The organism is Amycolatopsis sp. lyj-108, from assembly GCF_046549005.1.
In the GTDB taxonomy this organism is placed as follows: Bacteria; Actinomycetota; Actinomycetes; order Mycobacteriales; family Pseudonocardiaceae; genus Amycolatopsis.
The window spans coordinates 367122-386152 of the sequence record NZ_JAJPWQ010000004.1; the positions used below are offsets into that span (position 1 = coordinate 367122).

Consider the following 19031-nt stretch of genomic DNA (forward strand, 5'->3'; position numbering starts at 1 on the left):
AAATGTCGTATTGCGTCGTCTCCGCGCGTTTCGTCGCCGCGAAACGCCACCGGACATGCCCAACGGCGCACGGCCGCCTGGTCGTAGGCTGGTCCGGTGAGTGAGCCCGTCGACGAGACCCAGCAGCCCGGCCGCGACCAACCGGATGACCCAAAGCCGATCATGATCGTCGCCTTCGAAGGTTGGAACGACGCAGGGGACGCGGCCAGCCGGGCGGTCGAGCATCTCCAGCTCAACTGGGATGCGACCCCGCTGAGCGAGCTGAGTCCGGACGAGTACTACGACTTCCAGGTCAGCAGACCGACCGTGCGCATGGTGGACGGCGTCACCCGAAGGGTCGACTGGCCGACCACGCGGCTCTCGGTGTGCCGTCCGGAGGGCATCAGCAGGGACATCGTGCTGGTCCAGGGGCCCGAACCGAACATGCGCTGGCGTGCCTTCTGCGCCGAACTGCTGGAGTACATCCAGCAACTGGACGTCGCCACAGTCGTCACCCTCGGCGCGCTCCTGGCCGACACCGCGCACACCCGGCCCGTCCCGGTCACCGGGACGGCGTACGACAAGGACACCGCTTCACAGTTCGGCCTGGAGCTGAACAACTACCAGGGGCCGACCGGCATCGTCGGCGTCCTGCAGGACTACTGCGTGCAGGCGGGCGTCCCGGCGGTGTCGATCTGGGCGGCCGTGCCGCACTACGTTTCGCACCCGCCGTCGCCCAAGGCCACCCTCGCGCTGCTGCACAAACTCGAGGACGTCCTCGACGTCGAGATCCCGCTCGGCGCGCTTCCCGAGCAGGCCGAGGAGTGGCAGCGGACGGTCACCGAGATGGCCGAAGAGGACGAAGAGATCAGCGAATACGTCCGGGGGCTCGAGGAGCGCGGTGACGCGGAGACCGAGTTCACGCTGGACGACGTGAGCGGGGACAAGATCGCGGCCGAGTTCGAGCGGTACCTGCGGCGGCGGCGCCCGGGCCAGGATGGGCCTGGACGGGGCTGAGCTCGCGGCACTTCTCAAGCGCTATGAACGGTCCGTTACTGGCAAAATTTGCAAGTAACGGACCGTTCATAGCATCCGGGTGACCGCTCAGAAGATGCGCCGGAGCGGGATCGGACCCCGCGCCCGCTTGCGCCACTCCCGCGGATAGCCGAGCGAGACCTCTTCGAACCGCACGCCGTCCGCCTCCGTGGAGCGCGGGATGTGCAGGTGCCCATAGACGGCGACCTCCGCCCGGAAGCGCAGGTGCCAGTCCTCGGTCTCGGTCGTCCCGCACCACAGCGCGAACTCCGGGAAGTACAGCGGCTCGGTCGGGTGGCGGTGCAGCGGCCAGTGCGACATGAGGATCGTCCCGTGGTCCTCGGGGATCGCCTCCAGCCGTTCCGTGCTGATCTTCACCCGGTCGGCGCACCAGGCCTGCCTGCTGGGGTACGGGTCGGGGTGCAGGAAGAACTCGTCCGTGCACAGCACGCCCGCCTCGCGCGCCTGCTCGATGGCGGCCAGCATCGGCAGCCCGTCGGCCGCGGGGGTCCGCCAGCTGTAGTCGTACAGCACGAACAGCGGGGCGATCGTCAGCGGCTTGTCCTGGTGCTCCCACACCGGGTACGGATCCTCCGGGGTGAGGACGTCGATCTCGCGGCAGCGCTCGACCAGATGCTCGTAGCGCGCCTGGCCCCGCAGCTGACATTCATCCTTCTGGGTGGTCCACAGCTCGTGGTTGCCGGGAACCCAGACGACCTTCGCGAAACGTTCACGCAAGGTCTTGAGCACCCCGATCACCGATTCGGCGCGTTCGGCGACGTCACCGACCACGAGCAGCCAATCGTCCGGGGTTCGGGGGACGACCTCGTCGACGAGCGGGGCGTTGCCCTCATGGGTGACGTGGAGGTCGCTGGTGGCGAAGAGATGCGGCACTCCACCACCGTAGCTTCACCCGGACCGGGGAATCACCGAAACCGCGTCACGACGCGGCCGGCCCGACGCCGACACGCCCAGCACGACCAACGCCGAGACGGTGTGCAGACCCGCCTGGACGTTCAGCAGCACTCCGGTGCCCAGCACGTTCACCAGCGCGCCCGTCAGCAGCGCGCCCAGCGCCGTGAACCCCGCCGTGCCTGCGAAGACGGTGCTCAGCACGCGGCCGGACCGTTCGGGGGACGCGGTCGTCTGGACCAGTGAGAGCAGCCCGGAGCCGGCGAGCACTCCAGGGGCGCCGACCAGGCCGAAGAGCCCGATGAAGACACCCAGCGACGTGGTCAGTGCGGGCAGGTTCCAGATCACCGCCGACAGCAGACCGAGCGCCAGTCCACCCCAGCCGAGCAGGGCGGCGGGCGCGACCTTGCGGGCGACGGTGGCCACGGCGAATCCCGCGACCAGCCCGCCGAGCGCCTGCACACCGCGAAGCAGGCCGACGTCGCCTTCGGTGCCGTCGAGGATGTCGAGCACGAAGACCACGAACAGGACCAGGAACATCCCTTGCGCCAGTGACGTCAGCACCACGACAACCCCGGCGAGGCGAAGGCGTCCTTCGCGGCCGATCTCGCGTAGCCCGTCGATCCAGGCTCGGAACACCGGTTCGTGCGGTCCTGCCGGTTTGGGCGCGGCGACGCGCGGAAACGGGCGCGCCAGCAGGGCCGAACCGATCACCAGCACGCCGAGATAGGCCACCACGACCCAGCCCAGGCCGCCGAATCCGAGCAGAAGACCGCCCGCCCAGCCGCCGGCGAGCCGCGCGACGCTCCCGTTGATGCTCATGAGGCCGTTGGCGCCGATCAGTTCCTCGGGGGCGACCAGTTCGGGCACGAGCGCGTTGCGGGCGGGCTCGAACAGCGAAGCCAGCCCAGCTTGCGCGGCCATGACCGCGTAGATCACGTACACCGGGCCGCCGGACGCGACGAACAGCAGCGGCAGCGCCACGAACGCCTGGCCCGCGCACACCACGCACAGCACCAGCCGCCGGTTCCAGCGGTCCGCGATCACGCCGGCGACCGGGCTGAGCAGCACCGCGGGCACCAGGCCGAGGACGATGCTCAACGCCGTGGTGGCCGCCGAACCCGTCGCCTGGAAGACGAACACCGGCAACGCGATCTGCAGCATCCACTCGGCGGTCTCGGAGAAGAAGGCGGCGATCCACAACCGCGCGAAGGCGGGTTCTCTCAACGGTTTCATCTGCTCGGCTTCCCCTCGGCGTCGATGCGAAGGAACGCCCGCAGTCCCAAGTGGACCGGAAGGGCCTCCGCAGGAGCGTCTTCGCGGATCGCGCCGACGTAGGGCCGCACGAGCGCGTCGATCCCCCGCACCAGCTCGTCCAGCTCCGCCGCGGTCACCCGCAGCGAGTAGTTGTTGATCCCGGACGCGTCCCGCCACTCCTTGTCGAGCAGGTCTGCCGCGTCGAGATAACGCTCGGTCAGCTCCTTCTCCCGCGCGAGAGTGGTGCCCACGACCGCCAGTTGCGCGCCGTGCAGCTCCGGGTCGTCGCCGAACTCGATGCCGACCTGACATGCCCGCCACGGCCGCTCGCGGCCGTCCTCCCCCTCGACGCGTTCCACGAGGCCGTGCTGGGCGAGCTGACGGAGATGCCAGCTGCAGTTCGAGGCGGTCGACCCGACGGCCGCCGCGCATTCGCTCGCGGTCCGCGGACCGACCGCCATGAGGTGGTCCACCAGCGCCGAACGCAGCGGATGCGCCAGCGCCCGCATCAGCTCGACGTCTTCGATCCGCTTGCGCGGCGGCAACCCGGTCATCGCCCGATCCAATCTGAAAGACTTCTTTCGAAAGTTCTCTTTCAGATTCACAGGTGGCCGTCAGGATGTCAAGCGAACGCCGGGATACCCTTGGCGACACAGCTACTGCACGCAGCAGTAACTGCACAAATTAACTACTGACTCAGGGAAGCACATGCCTGACCAGCGAGAACTCGCCACCGCGGCGGCTTTGGAGATCCCCCGGTTCGTCAGCGCGACCGTCCTGTTCCAGACGGCCATGGCGGAACGGCTCGGGATCAGCGCCACCGAGCTGCACGGACTCCAGCTGGTCATCAGTGGCGCCGCAACCTCGCCGACCGAGCTGGCGCGAGCACTCGGCATGACCACCGGCGCGGTGACCCGAATGCTCGACCGGATGGAGGCGCAGCGGCTGGTCGAGCGCGTCCCCGACCCCGCGGACCGCCGCCGGATCGCGATCCGCCCGCTGCCCGACCGGCTCGACGACGTCGCCGACCTCTACTCCCCCATGGCCCGGTTCTTCGGCGACCGCCTCGGCAGGCTCGACCGGCGCCAACTCGCCGCGCTTCTCGGCGTCATGACCGACGGGCGCGCGTTCGCCGAACAAGAGGCCGCGCGGCTGCGATCCGACTCCCCCGAAAAGAGGGGTTGACTAACGCTACATAGGTTGCGTTAGACTGCTCGCATCATGGACAACTGACATCGCACCTTCCCCGCTCCGAGGCGGCTTCGGTCGAGCGCTGCTCCCGTAAGCCACGAGACCCGGCAGGGATCACTCATGTCCGAAGAAGCACGGTGATGTCGTATGTCTCTTTCCCTGATCGCCAAAGACCTCGTCCACTCCTACGGTGCCCGCGTCGTGCTCGACGGCGTGAACCTGACGGCTTCGGCCGGGCAGCGGCTCGGCCTGGTCGGCGAGAACGGCGCCGGCAAGTCCACGCTCCTGCGCTTGCTGGCCGGGGTCGAAGAGCCCGACGCCGGCGAGGTGCTGCGAGGCGACGACCTCGGATTCCTCTTGCAGGAGCTGCCTTTCGCGTTGACCGCGCGGTTCTCCGACGTCATCGACGACGCGCTCGCCGAAATCAGGCAAGCGTCGGCGAGACTCGACGAACTGACCGAAGCGCTCGCTCGGCATCCAGACGACGCTGCCGTGCTCGACGAGTACGGGACCGTCCTGGAATGGGCCCAGGCGCACGACCTCTGGGACGCCGACCGACGAGCCGAGGTCGTCTGCGCTGGTCTGGGGCTCGCCGGGATCGACCCGGCGCGCGAACTGGGCACCCTGTCGGGCGGGCAACGGTCGAGGCTCGGCCTCGCGGCGTTGCTGATCCGGCGGCCGGGCACGCTCATCCTGGACGAGCCGACGAACCACCTCGACGACGCCGCGATGGAGTTCCTGGAACAGCATCTCGCGTCGCTGACCGGTGTCCTCGTGCTGTCGTCGCACGATCGCGTGTTCCTCGACGCGGTGTGCACCGACATCGTCGACCTCGACCCGGCGCTGGGCGGCCCGACCCGGTACGGCGGCACGTATTCCGACTACCTGGACCAGAAACGGGCCGAACGGGCGCGCTGGGAGCAGCGCTACGCCGAGGAGCAGGACGAGCTCAAGGAACTGCGCGAATCGGTGGCCGTCACGGCGCGCGCCGTCGCGCACAACCGGCCGCAGCGCGACAACGCCAAGATGCTCTACGACTTCAAGACCGGGAGGGTGCAGAAACAGATCTCACGCCGGGTCCGCAACGCACAGCTGCGGCTGGACGAACTGGAACGCGACCAGGTGCGGAAGCCGCCCGCGCCGCTGCGGTTCCAGGGCGGCCTGACCGGCGAACCCGGCGAGGACAAGACGGCCATCTCGGTGCGGGACATCGAGATCGCCGGACGGCTGCGGCTGGCGACCCTGGACGTCACGACGACGTCGAGGCTGCTGATCACCGGCGGGAACGGCGCCGGGAAGTCGACGCTGCTGTCCGTCCTCGCCGGCTCGCTGACGCCGGACTCCGGCACCGTCCTTTCCGGACGCGGCGTGCGGATCGGCATGCTGGCTCAGGACGTCGCGTTCGCCGAGCCCGAGAAGACCGCGCAGCGGACCTACGCCGAAGCCCTCGGCGAGGACGCTCCCCCGTTGCGTGGCCTGGGATTGCTGGCCCCGCGTGATCTCGGGACCCGGGTCGGTGCGTTGTCGGTCGGGCAGCGGCGGCGGCTCGCGCTGGCGTTGCTGATCGCCGACCCGCCCGAGGTGCTCCTGCTGGACGAGCCGACGAACCACATCTCGCTCACCTTGGCCGAGGAGTTGTTCACCGCGCTCGATTCCGCGCCGGGTGCCGTCGTCATCGCGTCGCATGATCGGTGGCTGCGGCGCGATTGGGCCGGTGACCACCTCCGGCTGGAGGCCGGTCGCGTCGCCGTGTAGGGCGTTATACACACTGCTGGGGCGGGGAAGTTCCCCGCCCCAGCAGTGTTTTCAGAGCTCGATGCCGAGCAGCGCGTCGACGGCGTTCCGGATCAGGCCGGGGGCCGCCGGGTCGGTGCCGGACCGGTTCAGTGCCTGCTCCGCCCAGGCGTCGACGGCCGCGAGTGCCTTGGGCGTGTCGAGGTCGTCGGTGAGGTGGTCACGCAGTCGCGCGACGGTGTCCTCCGCCGACGGACCCGTGCCGACGGAGACGGCCTCGCGCCAACGGGCGAGGCGCGCTTCGGCGTCCGTGCGCAACTGCTCCGTCCACGGCCGGTCCTCGCGGTAGTGCCCGGCGAACAGCGCGAGCCGGATCACGCCGGGGTCGACCTTGTCGGCACGCAGCCGCGAGACGAACACGAGGTTCCCGCGCGACTTCGACATCTTCTCGCCGTCGAGACCGATCATCCCGGCGTGCACGTAATGCCGCGCGAACGGCCGGTCCCCCGCGACGGCTTCCGCGTGCGCGGCGCTGTACTCGTGGTGGGGGAAGATCAGGTCCGAGCCGCCGCCCTGGACGTCGAAGCCGAGGCCGAGCCGGTTGACCGCGATCGCGCTGCACTCGATGTGCCAGCCGGGCCGCCCCGCGCCCAGTTCGGACTCCCACGACGGTTCACCCGGCCGCGCCATCCGCCACAGCAACGCGTCGAGCGGATGCTGCTTGCCGGGGCGGTCCGGGTCGCCGCCGCGTTCGGCGAAGAACTTGGCCATGGTCTCGGCGTCGTAGTTCGACTCGGACCCGAAGTGCCCGGTCGCGTTGTGGGCGAAGTAGATGTCCGGGTACTCCGCGTCGTCGGCGCGGTACGCGCTGCCGTTCGACAGCAGCTTGGCGATGACCTCGACGATCTCCGGGATGCTCTCGACGGCCCCGACGAACTGCCGCGGCGGCAGCACCCGCAACGCGGTCATGTCCTCACGGAACAGCGCCGTCTCGCGCATGCCGAGGACGACCCAGTCGTCCTTGTCCCGCTCCGCTCGCTCCAACAGGGGTTCGTCGATGTCCGTCACGTTCTGCACGTAGTGGACGTCGTGCCCGGCGTCCCGCCACAGGCGGTTCACCAGGTCGAATGTCAGATACGTGGCGGCGTGTCCCAGATGGGTCGCGTCGTACGGCGTGATGCCGCAGACGTACATCCGGGCGGTCGACCCGGGCGCCGTGGGGCGGATCTGCCCCGTCGCCGTGTCGTGGAGCCGCAGCGGACGGGGGGTGCCGGGGATACGGGGCACGTCGACCGATGACCAAGTCTGCATACCCCGACTGTAAGCGGAGCCGCCACGCCGTTCCCGTCCGGTGGGAGCCGGACACGGCCGGAGTAACGTAATCCGCTGGTCCTCGGCTCCCGCACCAGGCAGCCGAGCTGGACCGGTTCGGTCGCGTACGGCCGAGTTCGCGATCGGTACAGGTGGTCGTGAGTGGCGATTCGGGTTAGAGCGAAGCGTGTTTAGGTACCTACGGCGGGTGGGTCGGGATCGCAGGTCCGTGAAGGGCTCCTTGCCTACCCTGAGAGTAGGGAAGAGGCCCTTCACTACTACATGCCGGACTCAGCTCAGCCCGAGCCGAGGCTGGGGGCGGGCAGGAACACCACCTGGAGTCTCAGCGCTACAGCGACAGCGCGTGAAGGCCCCGTTCCCTCGGCTCAGCCGAGGAAACTCGACCTTCACCCTTCCCCAGTACATGAAGGACCCCATCCTTGCGCCTAGGTACAGGAAGGGGGCCTCCATGTACTGGGGGAAGGCCTTCGAGCGCCATCGTTGTGCCTGGTGGGGCTACTGGGCTAGAGGTGTGTTCCGAGTCCCGCGCTCAGCCGAGGCCAGTAGGTACCGGAGCCGACTCGGCCCACCCCTCACTACCGCTTCCTGACCCGCAGGTAGTCGCCGACCACGGCGGCGCCGAGCCCGTCCAGATCCGGAGCGACGACGCGGCCGCCCGAGCGGCGGGCGATGAGGTCGACGAACTCCGTCAAGCGCGGGTCGTCCCCGAGCCGGAACACCGTCACCGACGCGCCCAGCTTCGCCATCCGGTCCACTTCGGACAACGTCTTGAGCAGCGTCCTGGGCTGGGGCGGATAGTCGAACTCCGCCGAACCGTCGGCCTCCAGATGCGCCGTCGGCTCACCGTCGGTGACCATCAGGACCACCGGCTGCGCGTCGGGATGCCGCCGCAGATGCCGTCCGGCCAGCAGCAGGGCGTGGTGGGCGTTGGTGCCCTGCTCCCAAGCGCCCTCCAGCCCGACGAGTTCGGCCAGTTCGACCGATGTCGCGTAACGGCCGAAGGTGATCAGCTGGAGGGCGTCGTTGCGGAACCGGGTGCTGATCAGCTGGTGCAGCGCGAGCGCCGTCCGCTTCATCGGCAGCCAGCGGCCCTCCTGCACCATCGACCACGAGGTGTCCACGAGCAACGCCACCGCCGCCCGCGACCGGTGCTCGGTCTCGATCACCTCGACGTCGGAGACGTCCATCCGGACCTGCCGCGCCCCCACCGAAACCGAGCGCAGGACGGAGTTGCGGACCGTCCTGGAGACATCCCACGGCTGCGTGTCCCCGAACCGCCACGGCCTGGTCGCGCCGGTCGGCTCACCCGCGGCGCCGGCGGACTCGGTCTCCCGTTGACCTATCTTGCCGCGCAGCGCGTTCACGACGTCGGCGAGCGCTGTCTCTCCGAGTCGCCGCAAAGCCTTGGGAGACAAGCGAAGCGTGCCATCGGGGGCGCGTTCGAAGAGGCCTTGCCGCCGGAGCTCGCGTTCCAGTTCGGACAGCCGCCGCGCGTCAACGCCGGCGTCCGGTCCGAGCTGGCGTTCGAGAGCCTCGACGTCGATGTCCTCCAGCCGCGCGCCGGGATACGACTGGCCGAGCTGTTCGGCCAGCGCGTCCAGTTCGGCGAGGTCGGACATCGCGCGGGCACCCTCTCCGAGGCCCAAGGGATCGTCGCCCCGGAACCGTTCCGAAGACGTCCAGTCCTCGCCGGGCCGCAGCGCGCGCAGCTGGGCGTCCAAAGTGGACAGTTGTTGCGCGAGCCGGGGATCGCCGAACGCCTGCTGCGACAGTTCGGCCAGTTCGGCTCGCTGCTCCGGGGTCATCGAGTTGAGCATCCGCTGCGCGGCCGCGGCACGAGCGGCGAGGACGTCGATCAGTTCCTCGACGTTCTTCGGGTTCTCCGGGAAGAATTCGCCGTGCTCGCGCATGAACTCCGCGAACCGCTCCGGGACGTCCTCACGGCCCTGTGCGTGCGCGGCCAGCAGGTCGTTGAGATCGGCGAGCATCCGGTTGGCCCGCTCGGCCTCTTCCGGTCCGGCGTTCCGCAGCGCCTCCTTCATCCCCTCGAAGCGGGAATCCAGCAGCTCACGGCCGAGCAGGTCCCGGATCTTCTCGTAGTTCTCCCTGCCCTCCCGCGAGCGCCAGTCGTACTCGGCGAGTTCGCGTACGGCCGCCGCCGTCCCCGGCGGCAACGCGTCCAGCTGAGCCTCACGGAAGCGGGCGTCGTCGTCCGGATCGGGGAACAGCTCGCGCCGTTCGGCCTCCAACGCCTGGTCGAGCAGCCGCTGAACCTCCTGGAGCGTGCCGTCCAGCCGGTGCCGCCGCTGGATCTCCGACCGGCGCTGCCAGAGCCGCCTGGTCAGTTCGTCGAGCCCGGCGGTGCGCGGGGTGCCGCGCCGCAACAGCTCCTCCAGCGCGGACCGGGGCGAGGCGCCCGCCATGACGTCGCGGCCGATCTCGTCGAGCGCGTCCCGCAGATCCGCCGGCGGCGCCAGCGGATCCGGACCGTCGTGCCACGGCCCGTACGAGTAGCCCTCCGGGGCGGCGCTCATCGGCCGTAGACGGTCGTGCCGTCGTCGGAGTCCTTGGCGAGTTTCCTCGACAGGAACAGGGATTCCAGTGCCAGTTCGACCGCGGCCGCGATCCGCCCCGCCGGTTCGTCAGGGCCGACGCCGGCGCGCGCGGCGACGTCGTGGAGCACGGGCAGTTCCGGCAGCGCGGCGAGGACGTCCTTGCCGGGCACGCGTTCCCCGGTGGAGACCAGGTGCCCGGACTCGACTGCGTCGGCCAGCGGCAGCAGATCCAGACCGGCGAACCGCGAACGGGCCGTCTCCGCGACCGCCCGGCGCAGCAGGTGCACGAGATGCTCGGTCTCGCGACCCTCCTCGCCCGGCTCGAATTCGAGCTTGCCCCGCAGGACCGCGGGCACCGCATCGAGGTCGACGGGACGCGCCACGGCGGGTTCCTCACCGGTCAGCGCGGACCGGCGCAGCGCCGCCGCGCCGACCGTTTCCGCCGCCGCGACGGCGAACCGGGCCGAGACGCCCGACCGCTGGTCGATCACCGGTGATTCGCGCAGGTTCCGCACGAACCGGGCCAGCACCTCCAGCAGCGGCTCGCCGACCTCGGCGACCAGATGCGCCTCCTGCCGGACGACGGCGATCTCCGACTCGACGTCGAGCGGGTAGTGCGTCCGGATCTCGGCACCGAACCGGTCCTTGAGCGGGGTGATGATGCGGCCGCGGTTGGTGTAGTCCTCCGGGTTGGCCGTCGACACCAGCAGCACGTCCAGCGGCAGGCGCAGGGTGTAGCCGCGCACCTGGATGTCGCGCTCCTCCATCACGTTCAGCAACGCGACCTGGATGCGCTCGGCGAGGTCCGGCAGCTCGTTGATCGCCACGATGCCGCGGTGGGCACGCGGGACGAGTCCGAAGTGGATGGTCTCGGGATCGCCGAGGCTGCGGCCTTCGGCGACCTTCACCGGGTCGACGTCGCCGATCAGGTCACCGACCGAAGTGTCCGGTGTGGCCAGTTTCTCCGTGTACCGCTCGTCGCGATGGCGCCAGGTCACCGGCAGGGCGTCGCCGAGTTCGGCGGCGCGACGGCGCGATTCCGGGGTGATCGGGTCGAGCGGATGCTCGGCCAGCTCGGCACCGTCGATGACGGGCGTCCATTCGTCGAGAAGTCCCGCGAGGGTGCGCAGCAGCCGGGTCTTGCCTTGGCCGCGTTCGCCGAGCAGGACGACGTCGTGCCCGGCCAGCAGCGCGCGTTCCAGCTGCGGCAGCACGGTGCGCGAGAACCCGACGATCCCGGGCCAGGCGTCTTCCCCGGCGCGGAGCTTGGCGAGCAGGTTGTCGTGCAGTTCTTGTTTGACCGACCGCGGCAGGTGACCCGCCGCGCGGAGGTCCCCGGCGGTCCGGGGCAGGTTTGCGGGAACATCGTTCACCCGTTCGACGCTACGTCGCGACCGTGGCCTCTGTCGACGTGAAGCAACTCCAGCTCCGGGTACGTTCACCTGCCCTCCCCCTCGATAACGCGCCCATTTCCGGGTTTCGCCGGAAGCACGACTAAAATCAGTCCAGTGTGCCGTCCTAGTGCGACCCTCGCGGTCTGGTCTTCGGCGTGGCTGAACGGAGCCGCCGCCTCCGACGACATCCTTGACGCCCTTCAGGTCTGGGGCGAAGCCCACGACTTCGTCGCCGCGGACGCGGCGGCCGCCGAGGCGTTCGACCTGCCGCTCGCGTTCAACCGGGCGGCGACCCCGGTCCAGCTGCTGCTCGCCCTGCGCGCGCAGGGCGCCAAGAGCATGCAGTTGCTGCTCCCGGTACCCGGCGATGTGCGGGGGTTGGGCGGCGGCGGGCAGTTCACCGAAGCCGCGCTTCGGACCGGTGAGGCCGTCCTGTTGCCGGATCTCGGCTACGGCGTCGTCCCCGAGGCCATCGCCGAAGGTCTCATGCGGTGGACCGTGTACTCGGTGCCCACGCCGGGCGTCCTCGAGTACCGCCCGCTCGGCGAGGCCGAGCACGGCCTCACCGACGCGATCCGGGCGAGCGCGGGCGCGCTCCAGACCCTGGACGTCGCCAGCGAACGGCCGGGTGTGCGGGCGGAACTTTCGGCTCGGCTGCGGGCGGCCACCGACGCGCCCTGGCCCGCGGGGATGCCCGGCCGGGCACTGCGGGTGCTCCAGCGATCCCAGGAGATCGCGGCGATCCTCGCCATCGCCGAATCCGACGATCCGGGCGGCGCGCTCTCCGCGTCGGCGGCGCTTCGGCGGGCGGAGGCCTTGCGGCCGCTGACCGAAGCCGTCCGCAACGCGCGGTGCGCGGCGATCAACGAAGCGGTGCGGGAGTTCGCCGAGCAGGCGGACAGGCACCCGTAGCCGTTCACGTGGTCACGGTGTGCTTTTTCTGGATCTTCTCGGCATACCGGACGGACCACAGCGAAAGCCCTCCGATGACCGTGATCAGCAGGACCACGCTGAGCACGTTCATCACGTCCGCCGAAAGGGTGTAGACCAGCGGCACGCGGACCGCGGCCTCCAGCAGCAGCGCCACTCCCCACACCGCCGACATCCGGGTGAACGCCCGGCGGAAAGCGGGCACTTCGTCCGTGAGGCGGTCGATCTCGGCGCGTTTGGCCGCGCTGGACCCGGCCCGCACGGCGACGAGCACCATGGGCGTACGGCTGAAGCAGCTCACCAGCAGCACGATCGCGGCGGTCGCGGTGGCGAAGGATTCCTTGAGCAACAGGAATTTCGCGTCACCGCTGACCAGTGAGAGGACGAGCCCGACCCCGAGCACGCCTGCCAGCAACGCGGCGAAGCCGTCGAAGGACCGGTCGCGGACGGCGACCCAGGCGATCCGGGCCGCGGCCACCACCGCCCCGGCCAGCAAGGAGACCTGCTCGCTCTGCCAGGCGAGCCGGAGCCCGTAGTACGCGGCCAACGGGAGCGCGACATCCCAGAGCAGCAAGGAGAGCGTCGGATTCCTGCCGTGCCCGGTCACGACGGTGTTTCCTCTGCCGCCAGGAACGCCAGGATCCGCGCGTTGACCTTGTCCGCCGCTTCGCCCGCGATGGCGTGGGTCGCCGAAGGCCACAGTTCGACCTGGCCCCGCGGCAGAAGCCCGCGAGCCCGTGCGGCCGCGCGATCCGGGTGGTGGATGACGCTGCGCCCGGCGATCAGGGCCAGCACGGGCATCCGCAGTGAGCGCAACTGCGCGTCGGTGATCAACCTGGGTGACGGCAGGGCGATGCGGTAGGTCCGCATTCCTTCGTCGATCACCCGCGCGACCGGATCCGTGGTGTCGACCTCCGCGCCACCGGAGATCCAGTGCAGGAACGACGGCCGGGCCCATCGGCTGACGCCGGGAATAGCGGTGAGCGTGGCGCGGACGACCAGTCCCGCGGTCAGCCCGCCGAAAGTCAGCACCGGGTCGATCAGGGTGAGCGAACTCAGCCGCTCCGGCGCCCGCGCGGCGAGGTTGGCCGCGAGCCAGCCACCGAAGGAGTACCCGATCAGGTGCACTGCGGCCAGGTCGAGCTCCGCGAGCACCGTACTCAGCCAAGCGGCTTGGTCCACACCGTCCCGGATCGGGGCGGTCTGTTCACTGCGGCCGGGTTCGCCGATGAGGTCGACCGCGTAGACCTCGCCGTGCCGGAGCAACGCGGCGAGGTTGGGTTCCCACATCACCGCGGTCCCGGCACGACCGGGCAACAATACGATCGGCGTTCCACCCGGCTGCCCGAACCGGTACACGCGCGCCACCCCGAACGCCGTCTCGACGTCGTGGATCCCGGCCGCCGCGGGCAAAGCCGCCAGACCTCGCTCGTAGACGACCTCGTACTCGGCCCGTGCCTCCGACGAGGCGAAACCGCCCACCTTCATCTACACCCCTCCTTTTACGGTACGATCGGATTGTAAACAATTGGTGAGAAGTTTGCAATCCGATCGGACTGCCAAAGGAGGAGCGGGTGCCCAAACGAGTCGATCACGAGGACCGGCGGCAGCAGATCGCCGCGGCCGTCCGGCGTATCGCGGCCGACCGGGGGCTCGAAGGGGTCAGCCTGAACGAGGTCGCGGCCGAAGCGGGCATCTCGAAAGGGTTCGTTCAGCACTACTTCGCGTCGAGAGACGACATGCTGCGCTTCGCGACGACCACTTTGCGAAGCGGGCTCGAGGAGCGCATCGCCACCCCGTCAGAACTCGGCGTACGGGACTTGCTCATCGCCCTGCTCCCCCTGAACGAGGCCGCCAGGGACGAAGCGCTGGTCGCCAACGCCTTCCTGATGCGCGCGCTCAAGGATCCGGAGATCGCCGGCCACTTCCGGACCGGCCACGGGCAGCTCCGTGACGCGTTGGCGGCCATGCTCACCGCCGCCAGGGTCGACGGCGAACTCGTGCCCACCGTCGACCCGGTCACCGAAGCCGCGCTCCTGCTGGCGCTGGTCTCCGGCCTCGGCGACGCGGTGCTGCTCGGCTATCAGTCCGGCGAAGAGGCCATCGCCCTGATCGACCTCCACCTGTCGAGGATCACCGCCTGACGACGATCGACCTCGTCAGTGGTGATGACGGTTCGGGCCAGCCGTGGCTTAGGTACCTACGGGCGCCTGGACGCGAGGTTGGCCGCGGGCCGGTGCGCGGATGGCGGTTTCGCGTGATTGGACGGACGACACGCGTGTTCGGGCGGACGAATCGTCCGGTCAATCACATGACATCGCCGGTGCTGGAGCCAGGCCCGAGTCCGTGAAGGCCCTCTTCCCTCGACTCAGCCGAGGAAACTCGACCTTCGCACCTTCATGTACCTCGGGAGGGCAAGGTCACTGGTACCGAGCCGGTCGAGCTCTTCAAGGACGTGCGGGCCTCTTCGCGGGCTCACAGCACCCGATCGCGCAAGGCGCGCCGTTGACCGTGCACCCGGCCGCCGGGAAGGGCGACAGCTTCCGCGCGGGTGCCCCGTCGGTGTGCTCCCGGATCAGTTCCACGACGAGCTCGGCGAAACGCGGGTCGGTGTCCGGCGTCAAGGCCCGCGCGAAGCCCATGCCGTGCTCCGCCGCCCGTTCGGCGGCCTCGTTGTCGAGGTCCCAGATCACCTCGAGGTGGTCGGACACGAAACCCACGGGGCAGACCACCACCGAGGTGACGCCTTCCGCGTGCAGCGCGTCGATGTGGTCGACGATGTCCGGCTCCAGCCACGGCACCTGCGGCGGACCGGAGCGCGACTGCCATACGACGTCGTAGGTCTCGATTCCCACTTCGGCCGCGACGAGGCGCGCGGCCTCGGCGATCTGACGCGAGTAGCGCCTGCCGCCTTCCGAGGGCGGCCCGGACGCGGTGTCGGCGGATTCGGGCACCGAGTGGGCGCAGAAGACGGTCCTGGTTCCAGGCTGGTTCCCCAGCTTCGCGTGCGCAGCGCGAACTGCGTCGGCGAAGGCGGCGATGAACAGCGGGTGGTCGAAGAACTGCCGCAGCTTCACCAGTTCCGGCGCGCCGTCGCCGACCGACGCACGGGCGCGCTCGATGTCCTCGTCGTACTGACGGCAGGCGGAGTAGCCGCCGTACGCGCTCGTGGGGAAGACCAGGACGCGCCGGGCACCCGCTTTGGTGATCTCGGCGAGGGTGTCCTCGACCATCGGCCGCCAGTTGCGGTTGCCGAAGTGGACGGGCAGCTCGATCCCGGCGGCCGCGAGCTGCTTCTCCACCGCGGCGATCGCGTCCCGGTTCAGCCGGTTGATCGGCGAGACCCCGCCGAAGTGCTGGTAATGCTCGGAGACCTCGAGCAGTCGTTCCCGGGGGACCCCGCGGCCCCGCGTGACGTTCTCCAGGAACGGCATCACTTCGTCAGGTCCCTCGGGACCACCGAACGAAAGCCAAAGCAGCGCGTCGTAACCCACCCTGTCATCTTGCCGCTGTGGCGCCCCGCACGCTGACCCGGCCCATTTTGAACCGAGCGATCCAAAACCTGGTACGGTCGCCCCCATGGCCAGGCCGAAGGAATTCGACGAGCGCGCCGCGATCGGGCGCGCCATGGACGCGTTCTGGCTTCGCGGCTACGAGGGCACGTCGACGCAGGCCCTCTGCGAAGCCACCGGCTTGGGCCGCAGCAGCATCTACAACACCTTCACCAGCAAGCACGAACTGTTCGTGCGCGCGCTCGACCACTACGCCGAACGCGGGATCGTGGCCAGGACGGCCTTGCTGGAGGAGTCCGGAACCGGCCTCGATCGGTTCCGCACCTTGTTCTCGTACACGATCGCCGAGGAAGTCGCGAACCACGGCCGAGGCTGCCTCGTGGTCAACACGGTGGCCGAGTTCGGCGATCGCGATCCCGAGATCAAGGCGCGGATCGACGCCGACACCGGACGGCATCTCACCCTTCTCTCGGCCTGCGCCAGGGAAGGCCAGCTCGACGGGACGGTCGACAGCGACCGCGAGCCCGGCGCCATCGCCGAGTTCGCGCACAGCACCGTCGCCGGCCTGCGGCTGATGTCCCGCCGCGGCGCTGGACGGGCGGCCATGGAGGCCGTCTCCGCCATCGCACTGGACGCGATCGCCGCGAAGTAACACCTGGAACGAAATCCCCGTGCGCAACGCTGCCCACATTTTGGACTGATCAATACAAAACTGGAGGGAATCCCCGTGCCTTTGGCAGTCTGCGTACTCGGACTGAGCGTGTTCGCGCTCGGCACGTCCGAGTTCATGATCACCGGCCTGCTGCCCGGGATGGCGGCCGATCTGAACGTCGGCATCCCGGAGGCCGGGCTGCTCATCTCGGCTTTCGCGATCGGCATGGTCGTCGGCGCTCCCCTGCTCGCGATCGCGACGCTGCGGGTGCCGAGGCGCGCCACCCTCATGGCCTTGCTCGTCGTCTTCGGCATCTCGCACGTGGTCGGCGCGCTGAGTTCGGGATACGCCCTGCTCTTCGCGACCCGCGTGGTCAGCGCCGTCGCCTGCGCCGGGTTCTGGGCGGTCGCGGCGGCCACCGCCGTCGCGCTCGTCCCGGTCGAGCGCCGCGGCCGCGCGCTGGCCATCCTGGTCGGCGGGCTCACCGTCGCGAACATCGCCGGCGTGCCCGCCGGGACCTTCCTCGGCCAGCACGCGGGCTGGCGGGCCGCGTTCTGGGCGGTCACGGCGCTGACCGTCGTCGCGCTGATCGGGGTCTTCGCCTTGGTCCCGGAGACGCAGAACGGTGAGGCCAAGACCGACGTGGCGACCGAACTGCGGCTCTACCGAGGCGGCCGGTTCTGGCTGGCACTCGGCGTCATCGCGTTCGCACAGGCGATGATCTTCGCGACCTTCAGCTACCTCGCGCCCATGCTCACCGAAGTCGCCGGACTGCCGGAAAGCTGGGTTCCGGGCGTGCTTTCCCTGTTCGGGCTCGGCGCGCTGATCGGTATCACCGTCGGCGGACGGCTCGCCGACGCGAGGCCCTTCGCGACTCTCTACGGCGGCCTCGCCGTCGCCTTGCTCGCCCTCGTGCTGCTCGCGCTGTCCGGCCCGGCGACCCCGGTCGCGATCTTCGCCGTCTTCCTCTTCGGCGTCGCCGGATTCGGGGTCAATCCCGCGTTGAACGTCCGCGCCTTCGCCGTGGCGGGCAACGCGCCCACGCTCGTCGGCGCGAGCACGACCGCCGCGTTCAACGTCGGCAACACCGTCGGACCGTGGCTCGGCGGCGAGTCGATCGACGCCGGTCTCGGCTATCCCAGCGTCGCCTGGGTGAGCGTCGGCCTCGGCGTCGCCACCGTCGTCGCACTCACCTTCGCCGCCGGTGTCCAGCGCACTGACGACACCCGCCTGCTCCGCGAACCCGTTACCCAGTAAGGAGAATCATGTCCGAACGAACCCGAACCACCCTTGCCGAGTTCTTCCGCCGAATGTCCACAGGGGACACCGACGGAGCCACGGAACTGTTCGCCGACAGCGTCGCGTGGGACATCCCCGGTGCGACCGAGCTCGTCCCGTGGATCGGCCCGCGCCGGAACCGGGCGGAGATCCGCGAGTTCTACGAACTGCTCGACAAAGGGCTCATCAAGGACCGGTTCGACGTCGAACGCGTCCTCGCCGACGGGCCGCACGCGGTCGCGATCGGCCGCCTCCGCTCGACGATCCGCAGCACCGGCAAGGTGATCGAGACGGCCTTCACCATCGAGTTCGAGGTGAACGGCGACGGCCTGATCACCAAGTACCTGCTGCTCGAGGACTCCTGGCACGTCGCCAACGCCGTCCGGCCCTGAAGTACATGAAGGCCCCCTTCCTTGCGCCTGGCGCAAGGAAGGGGGCCTTCATGTACTTACGAACTCAGAAGCCGGTGGCGTGCAGACCGCCGTCGACCATGATCATCGAGCCGGTGGTGGCGGGCAGCCAGTCCGACAGCACGGCGCAGACGGACTTCGCCGTCGGGTCCGGGTCGGAGCTGTCCCAGCCGAGCGGGGCGCGGTCGCCCCAGCCGTTCTCCAGATCCGCGAACCCGGGGATCGACTTCGCGGCCATGGTCTTCATCGGGCCGGCGCTGACCAGGTTGACCCGGATGCCCTGCGGGCCCAGGTCGCGGGCCAGGTACCGGTTGACCGACTCCAGCGCGGCCTTCGCGACGCCCATCCAGTTGTAGGCTGGCCACGCGACGCGAGCGTCGAAGTCCATGCCGACGATCGACGAACCGCGCGACAGCAGCGGCAGGGTCGCGACCGTGAGCGCCTTGAAGGAGTACGCCGAGACGTCGACGGCCACCTTCACGTCCTCGCTGGGGGCGTCCAGGAACGGCGCGCCCAGGCAGGACTGCGGGGCGAACCCGATCGAGTGCAGAACGCCGTCGAGCCCGTCGACGTGCTCACGGACACGGTCGGCGAGCGAGTCGAGGTGCTCCTGGTTGGTGACGTCCAGCTCCAGCACCGGCGCCTCCTCGGGGAGACGCTTGGCGATGCGCTCGACGAGCGACAGCCTGCCGAAGCCGGTGAGCACGACCTTCGCGCCCTCCTGCTGCGCGATCTTGGCCGCGTGGAACGCGAGCGAGGCGTCGGTGATGACGCCGGTGATCAGCAGGCGCTTGCCTTCGAGCAGTCCTGGCACGGGACCTCCAGTCCGGGTGGTTTCGATCGGTACGGGAAAACGGGAA

Annotated in this window: 18 protein-coding genes; 8 read left to right on the forward strand and 10 right to left on the reverse strand. The window is 69.7% G+C overall.

Translation table 11 applies throughout. The features are described 5' to 3' along the window. Nucleotides 1-96 precede the first annotated feature (96 nt). Nucleotides 97-996 carry a PAC2 family protein gene (locus ACLJO0_RS17790; RefSeq protein ID WP_410579601.1) on the forward strand — a complete coding sequence of 300 codons (900 nt, stop codon included), beginning with the start codon at nucleotides 97-99 and terminating at the stop codon, nucleotides 994-996. Nucleotides 997-1083: 87 nt separating this feature from the next. Here ACLJO0_RS17790 and ACLJO0_RS17795 read toward each other — a convergent pair whose 3' ends face one another. Genes ACLJO0_RS17795 through ACLJO0_RS17805 form a run of 3 tightly spaced genes read right to left on the reverse strand, consistent with a single transcriptional unit; the run spans nucleotide 1084 to nucleotide 3737 of the window. Then, complete coding sequence (locus ACLJO0_RS17795) at nucleotides 1084-1908, reverse strand: metallophosphoesterase family protein (RefSeq protein WP_410579602.1); 825 nt, start codon at nucleotides 1906-1908, stop codon at nucleotides 1084-1086. Nucleotides 1909-1923: 15 nt separating this feature from the next. Further along, nucleotides 1924-3162 (reverse strand): MFS transporter, encoded by a 1239-nt coding sequence (locus tag ACLJO0_RS17800; RefSeq protein ID WP_410579603.1) that lies wholly within the window; start codon nucleotides 3160-3162, stop codon nucleotides 1924-1926. After that, on the reverse strand, nucleotides 3159-3737 hold the full coding sequence (locus tag ACLJO0_RS17805; RefSeq protein ID WP_410579604.1) for an ArsR/SmtB family transcription factor: 579 nt from the start codon (nucleotides 3735-3737) through the stop codon (nucleotides 3159-3161). Before ACLJO0_RS17805 ends, ACLJO0_RS17800 begins: the two co-directional genes overlap by 4 nt. Nucleotides 3738-3891: 154 nt before the next feature. Between ACLJO0_RS17805 and ACLJO0_RS17810 the strand changes: the two genes are divergently transcribed. Together ACLJO0_RS17810 and ACLJO0_RS17815 are read left to right on the forward strand one after the other, a co-directional pair. Further along, entirely contained in the window at nucleotides 3892-4368 is a 477-nt protein-coding gene (locus ACLJO0_RS17810; protein ID WP_410579605.1) for a MarR family winged helix-turn-helix transcriptional regulator, read from the forward strand. Between the two features lie 153 nt (nucleotides 4369-4521). Beyond that, a complete protein-coding gene (locus ACLJO0_RS17815; RefSeq protein WP_410579606.1) occupies nucleotides 4522-6129 on the forward strand; it encodes an ABC-F family ATP-binding cassette domain-containing protein in 1608 nt (535 codons plus the stop codon). A 51-nt stretch (nucleotides 6130-6180) separates the two neighbouring features. Here the strand turns inward: ACLJO0_RS17815 and mshC are convergent, their stop codons facing one another. The 3 genes from mshC to ACLJO0_RS17830 all read right to left on the reverse strand — a co-directional run bounded on the left by mshC (nucleotide 6181) and on the right by ACLJO0_RS17830 (nucleotide 11368). After that, nucleotides 6181-7419 carry a cysteine--1-D-myo-inosityl 2-amino-2-deoxy-alpha-D-glucopyranoside ligase gene (gene mshC / locus ACLJO0_RS17820; RefSeq protein ID WP_410579607.1) on the reverse strand — a complete coding sequence of 413 codons (1239 nt, stop codon included), beginning with the start codon at nucleotides 7417-7419 and terminating at the stop codon, nucleotides 6181-6183. Between the two features lie 596 nt (nucleotides 7420-8015). Continuing rightward, nucleotides 8016-9974: a vWA domain-containing protein gene (locus ACLJO0_RS17825; protein ID WP_410579608.1), complete on the reverse strand. Its 1959-nt coding sequence runs from the start codon at nucleotides 9972-9974 to the stop codon at nucleotides 8016-8018. Then, nucleotides 9971-11368, reverse strand: coding sequence for a sigma 54-interacting transcriptional regulator (locus tag ACLJO0_RS17830; RefSeq protein WP_396561605.1), 1398 nt, complete (start codon nucleotides 11366-11368; stop codon nucleotides 9971-9973). Before ACLJO0_RS17830 ends, ACLJO0_RS17825 begins: the two co-directional genes overlap by 4 nt. A 135-nt stretch (nucleotides 11369-11503) precedes the next feature. On the opposite strand from ACLJO0_RS17830, the gene ACLJO0_RS17835 reads away from it, so the two are divergent. Next, nucleotides 11504-12301, forward strand: a complete 798-nt coding sequence (locus ACLJO0_RS17835; RefSeq protein WP_410579609.1) for a hypothetical protein — start codon at nucleotides 11504-11506, stop codon at nucleotides 12299-12301. A 4-nt stretch (nucleotides 12302-12305) separates the two neighbouring features. On the opposite strand, the gene ACLJO0_RS17840 is transcribed toward ACLJO0_RS17835, so the two are convergent. Together ACLJO0_RS17840 and ACLJO0_RS17845 are read right to left on the reverse strand one after the other, a co-directional pair. Beyond that, nucleotides 12306-12926, reverse strand: a complete 621-nt coding sequence (locus ACLJO0_RS17840) for a VC0807 family protein (protein WP_410579610.1) — start codon at nucleotides 12924-12926, stop codon at nucleotides 12306-12308. Then, nucleotides 12923-13807 (reverse strand): alpha/beta fold hydrolase, encoded by an 885-nt coding sequence (locus ACLJO0_RS17845; protein WP_410579611.1) that lies wholly within the window; start codon nucleotides 13805-13807, stop codon nucleotides 12923-12925. Before ACLJO0_RS17845 ends, ACLJO0_RS17840 begins: the two co-directional genes overlap by 4 nt. Nucleotides 13808-13893: 86 nt before the next feature. Between ACLJO0_RS17845 and ACLJO0_RS17850 the strand changes: the two genes are divergently transcribed. Then, complete coding sequence (locus ACLJO0_RS17850; RefSeq protein ID WP_410579612.1) at nucleotides 13894-14463, forward strand: TetR/AcrR family transcriptional regulator; 570 nt, start codon at nucleotides 13894-13896, stop codon at nucleotides 14461-14463. Between the two features lie 303 nt (nucleotides 14464-14766). Here ACLJO0_RS17850 and ACLJO0_RS17855 read toward each other — a convergent pair whose 3' ends face one another. Next, nucleotides 14767-15813, reverse strand: coding sequence for a ferrochelatase (locus ACLJO0_RS17855; protein WP_410579613.1), 1047 nt, complete (start codon nucleotides 15811-15813; stop codon nucleotides 14767-14769). Nucleotides 15814-15898: 85 nt separating this feature from the next. On the opposite strand from ACLJO0_RS17855, the gene ACLJO0_RS17860 reads away from it, so the two are divergent. From ACLJO0_RS17860 to ACLJO0_RS17870, 3 genes are all read left to right on the forward strand, one after another. Further along, a complete protein-coding gene (locus tag ACLJO0_RS17860; RefSeq protein WP_410579614.1) occupies nucleotides 15899-16483 on the forward strand; it encodes a TetR/AcrR family transcriptional regulator in 585 nt (194 codons plus the stop codon). A gap of 75 nt (nucleotides 16484-16558) precedes the next feature. Next, nucleotides 16559-17740: a Cmx/CmrA family chloramphenicol efflux MFS transporter gene (locus tag ACLJO0_RS17865; RefSeq protein ID WP_410579615.1), complete on the forward strand. Its 1182-nt coding sequence runs from the start codon at nucleotides 16559-16561 to the stop codon at nucleotides 17738-17740. An 8-nt stretch (nucleotides 17741-17748) separates the two neighbouring features. After that, on the forward strand, nucleotides 17749-18153 hold the full coding sequence (locus tag ACLJO0_RS17870) for a nuclear transport factor 2 family protein (protein ID WP_410579616.1): 405 nt from the start codon (nucleotides 17749-17751) through the stop codon (nucleotides 18151-18153). 64 nt (nucleotides 18154-18217) lie between these two features. Here the strand turns inward: ACLJO0_RS17870 and fabI are convergent, their stop codons facing one another. Beyond that, a complete protein-coding gene (fabI, locus tag ACLJO0_RS17875) occupies nucleotides 18218-18985 on the reverse strand; it encodes an enoyl-ACP reductase FabI (protein WP_410579617.1) in 768 nt (255 codons plus the stop codon). Between the last annotated feature and the right edge of the window lie 46 nt (nucleotides 18986-19031).

What these genes read in the sequence shown, in the direction of transcription:
- ACLJO0_RS17800 (WP_410579603.1), bottom strand. Translation starts at nt 3,162, where the DNA reads ATGAAACCGTTGAGAGAACCCGCCTTCGCGCGGTTGTGGATCGCCGCC.
- ACLJO0_RS17805 (WP_410579604.1), bottom strand. Translation starts at nt 3,737, where the DNA reads ATGACCGGGTTGCCGCCGCGCAAGCGGATCGAAGACGTCGAGCTGATG.
- ACLJO0_RS17810 (WP_410579605.1), top strand. Translation starts at nt 3,892, where the DNA reads ATGCCTGACCAGCGAGAACTCGCCACCGCGGCGGCTTTGGAGATCCCC.
- ACLJO0_RS17815 (WP_410579606.1), top strand. Translation starts at nt 4,522, where the DNA reads ATGTCTCTTTCCCTGATCGCCAAAGACCTCGTCCACTCCTACGGTGCC.
- mshC (WP_410579607.1), bottom strand. Translation starts at nt 7,419, where the DNA reads ATGCAGACTTGGTCATCGGTCGACGTGCCCCGTATCCCCGGCACCCCC.
- ACLJO0_RS17825 (WP_410579608.1), bottom strand. Translation starts at nt 9,974, where the DNA reads ATGAGCGCCGCCCCGGAGGGCTACTCGTACGGGCCGTGGCACGACGGT.
- ACLJO0_RS17845 (WP_410579611.1), bottom strand. Translation starts at nt 13,807, where the DNA reads ATGAAGGTGGGCGGTTTCGCCTCGTCGGAGGCACGGGCCGAGTACGAG.
- ACLJO0_RS17860 (WP_410579614.1), top strand. Translation starts at nt 15,899, where the DNA reads ATGGCCAGGCCGAAGGAATTCGACGAGCGCGCCGCGATCGGGCGCGCC.
- ACLJO0_RS17870 (WP_410579616.1), top strand. Translation starts at nt 17,749, where the DNA reads ATGTCCGAACGAACCCGAACCACCCTTGCCGAGTTCTTCCGCCGAATG.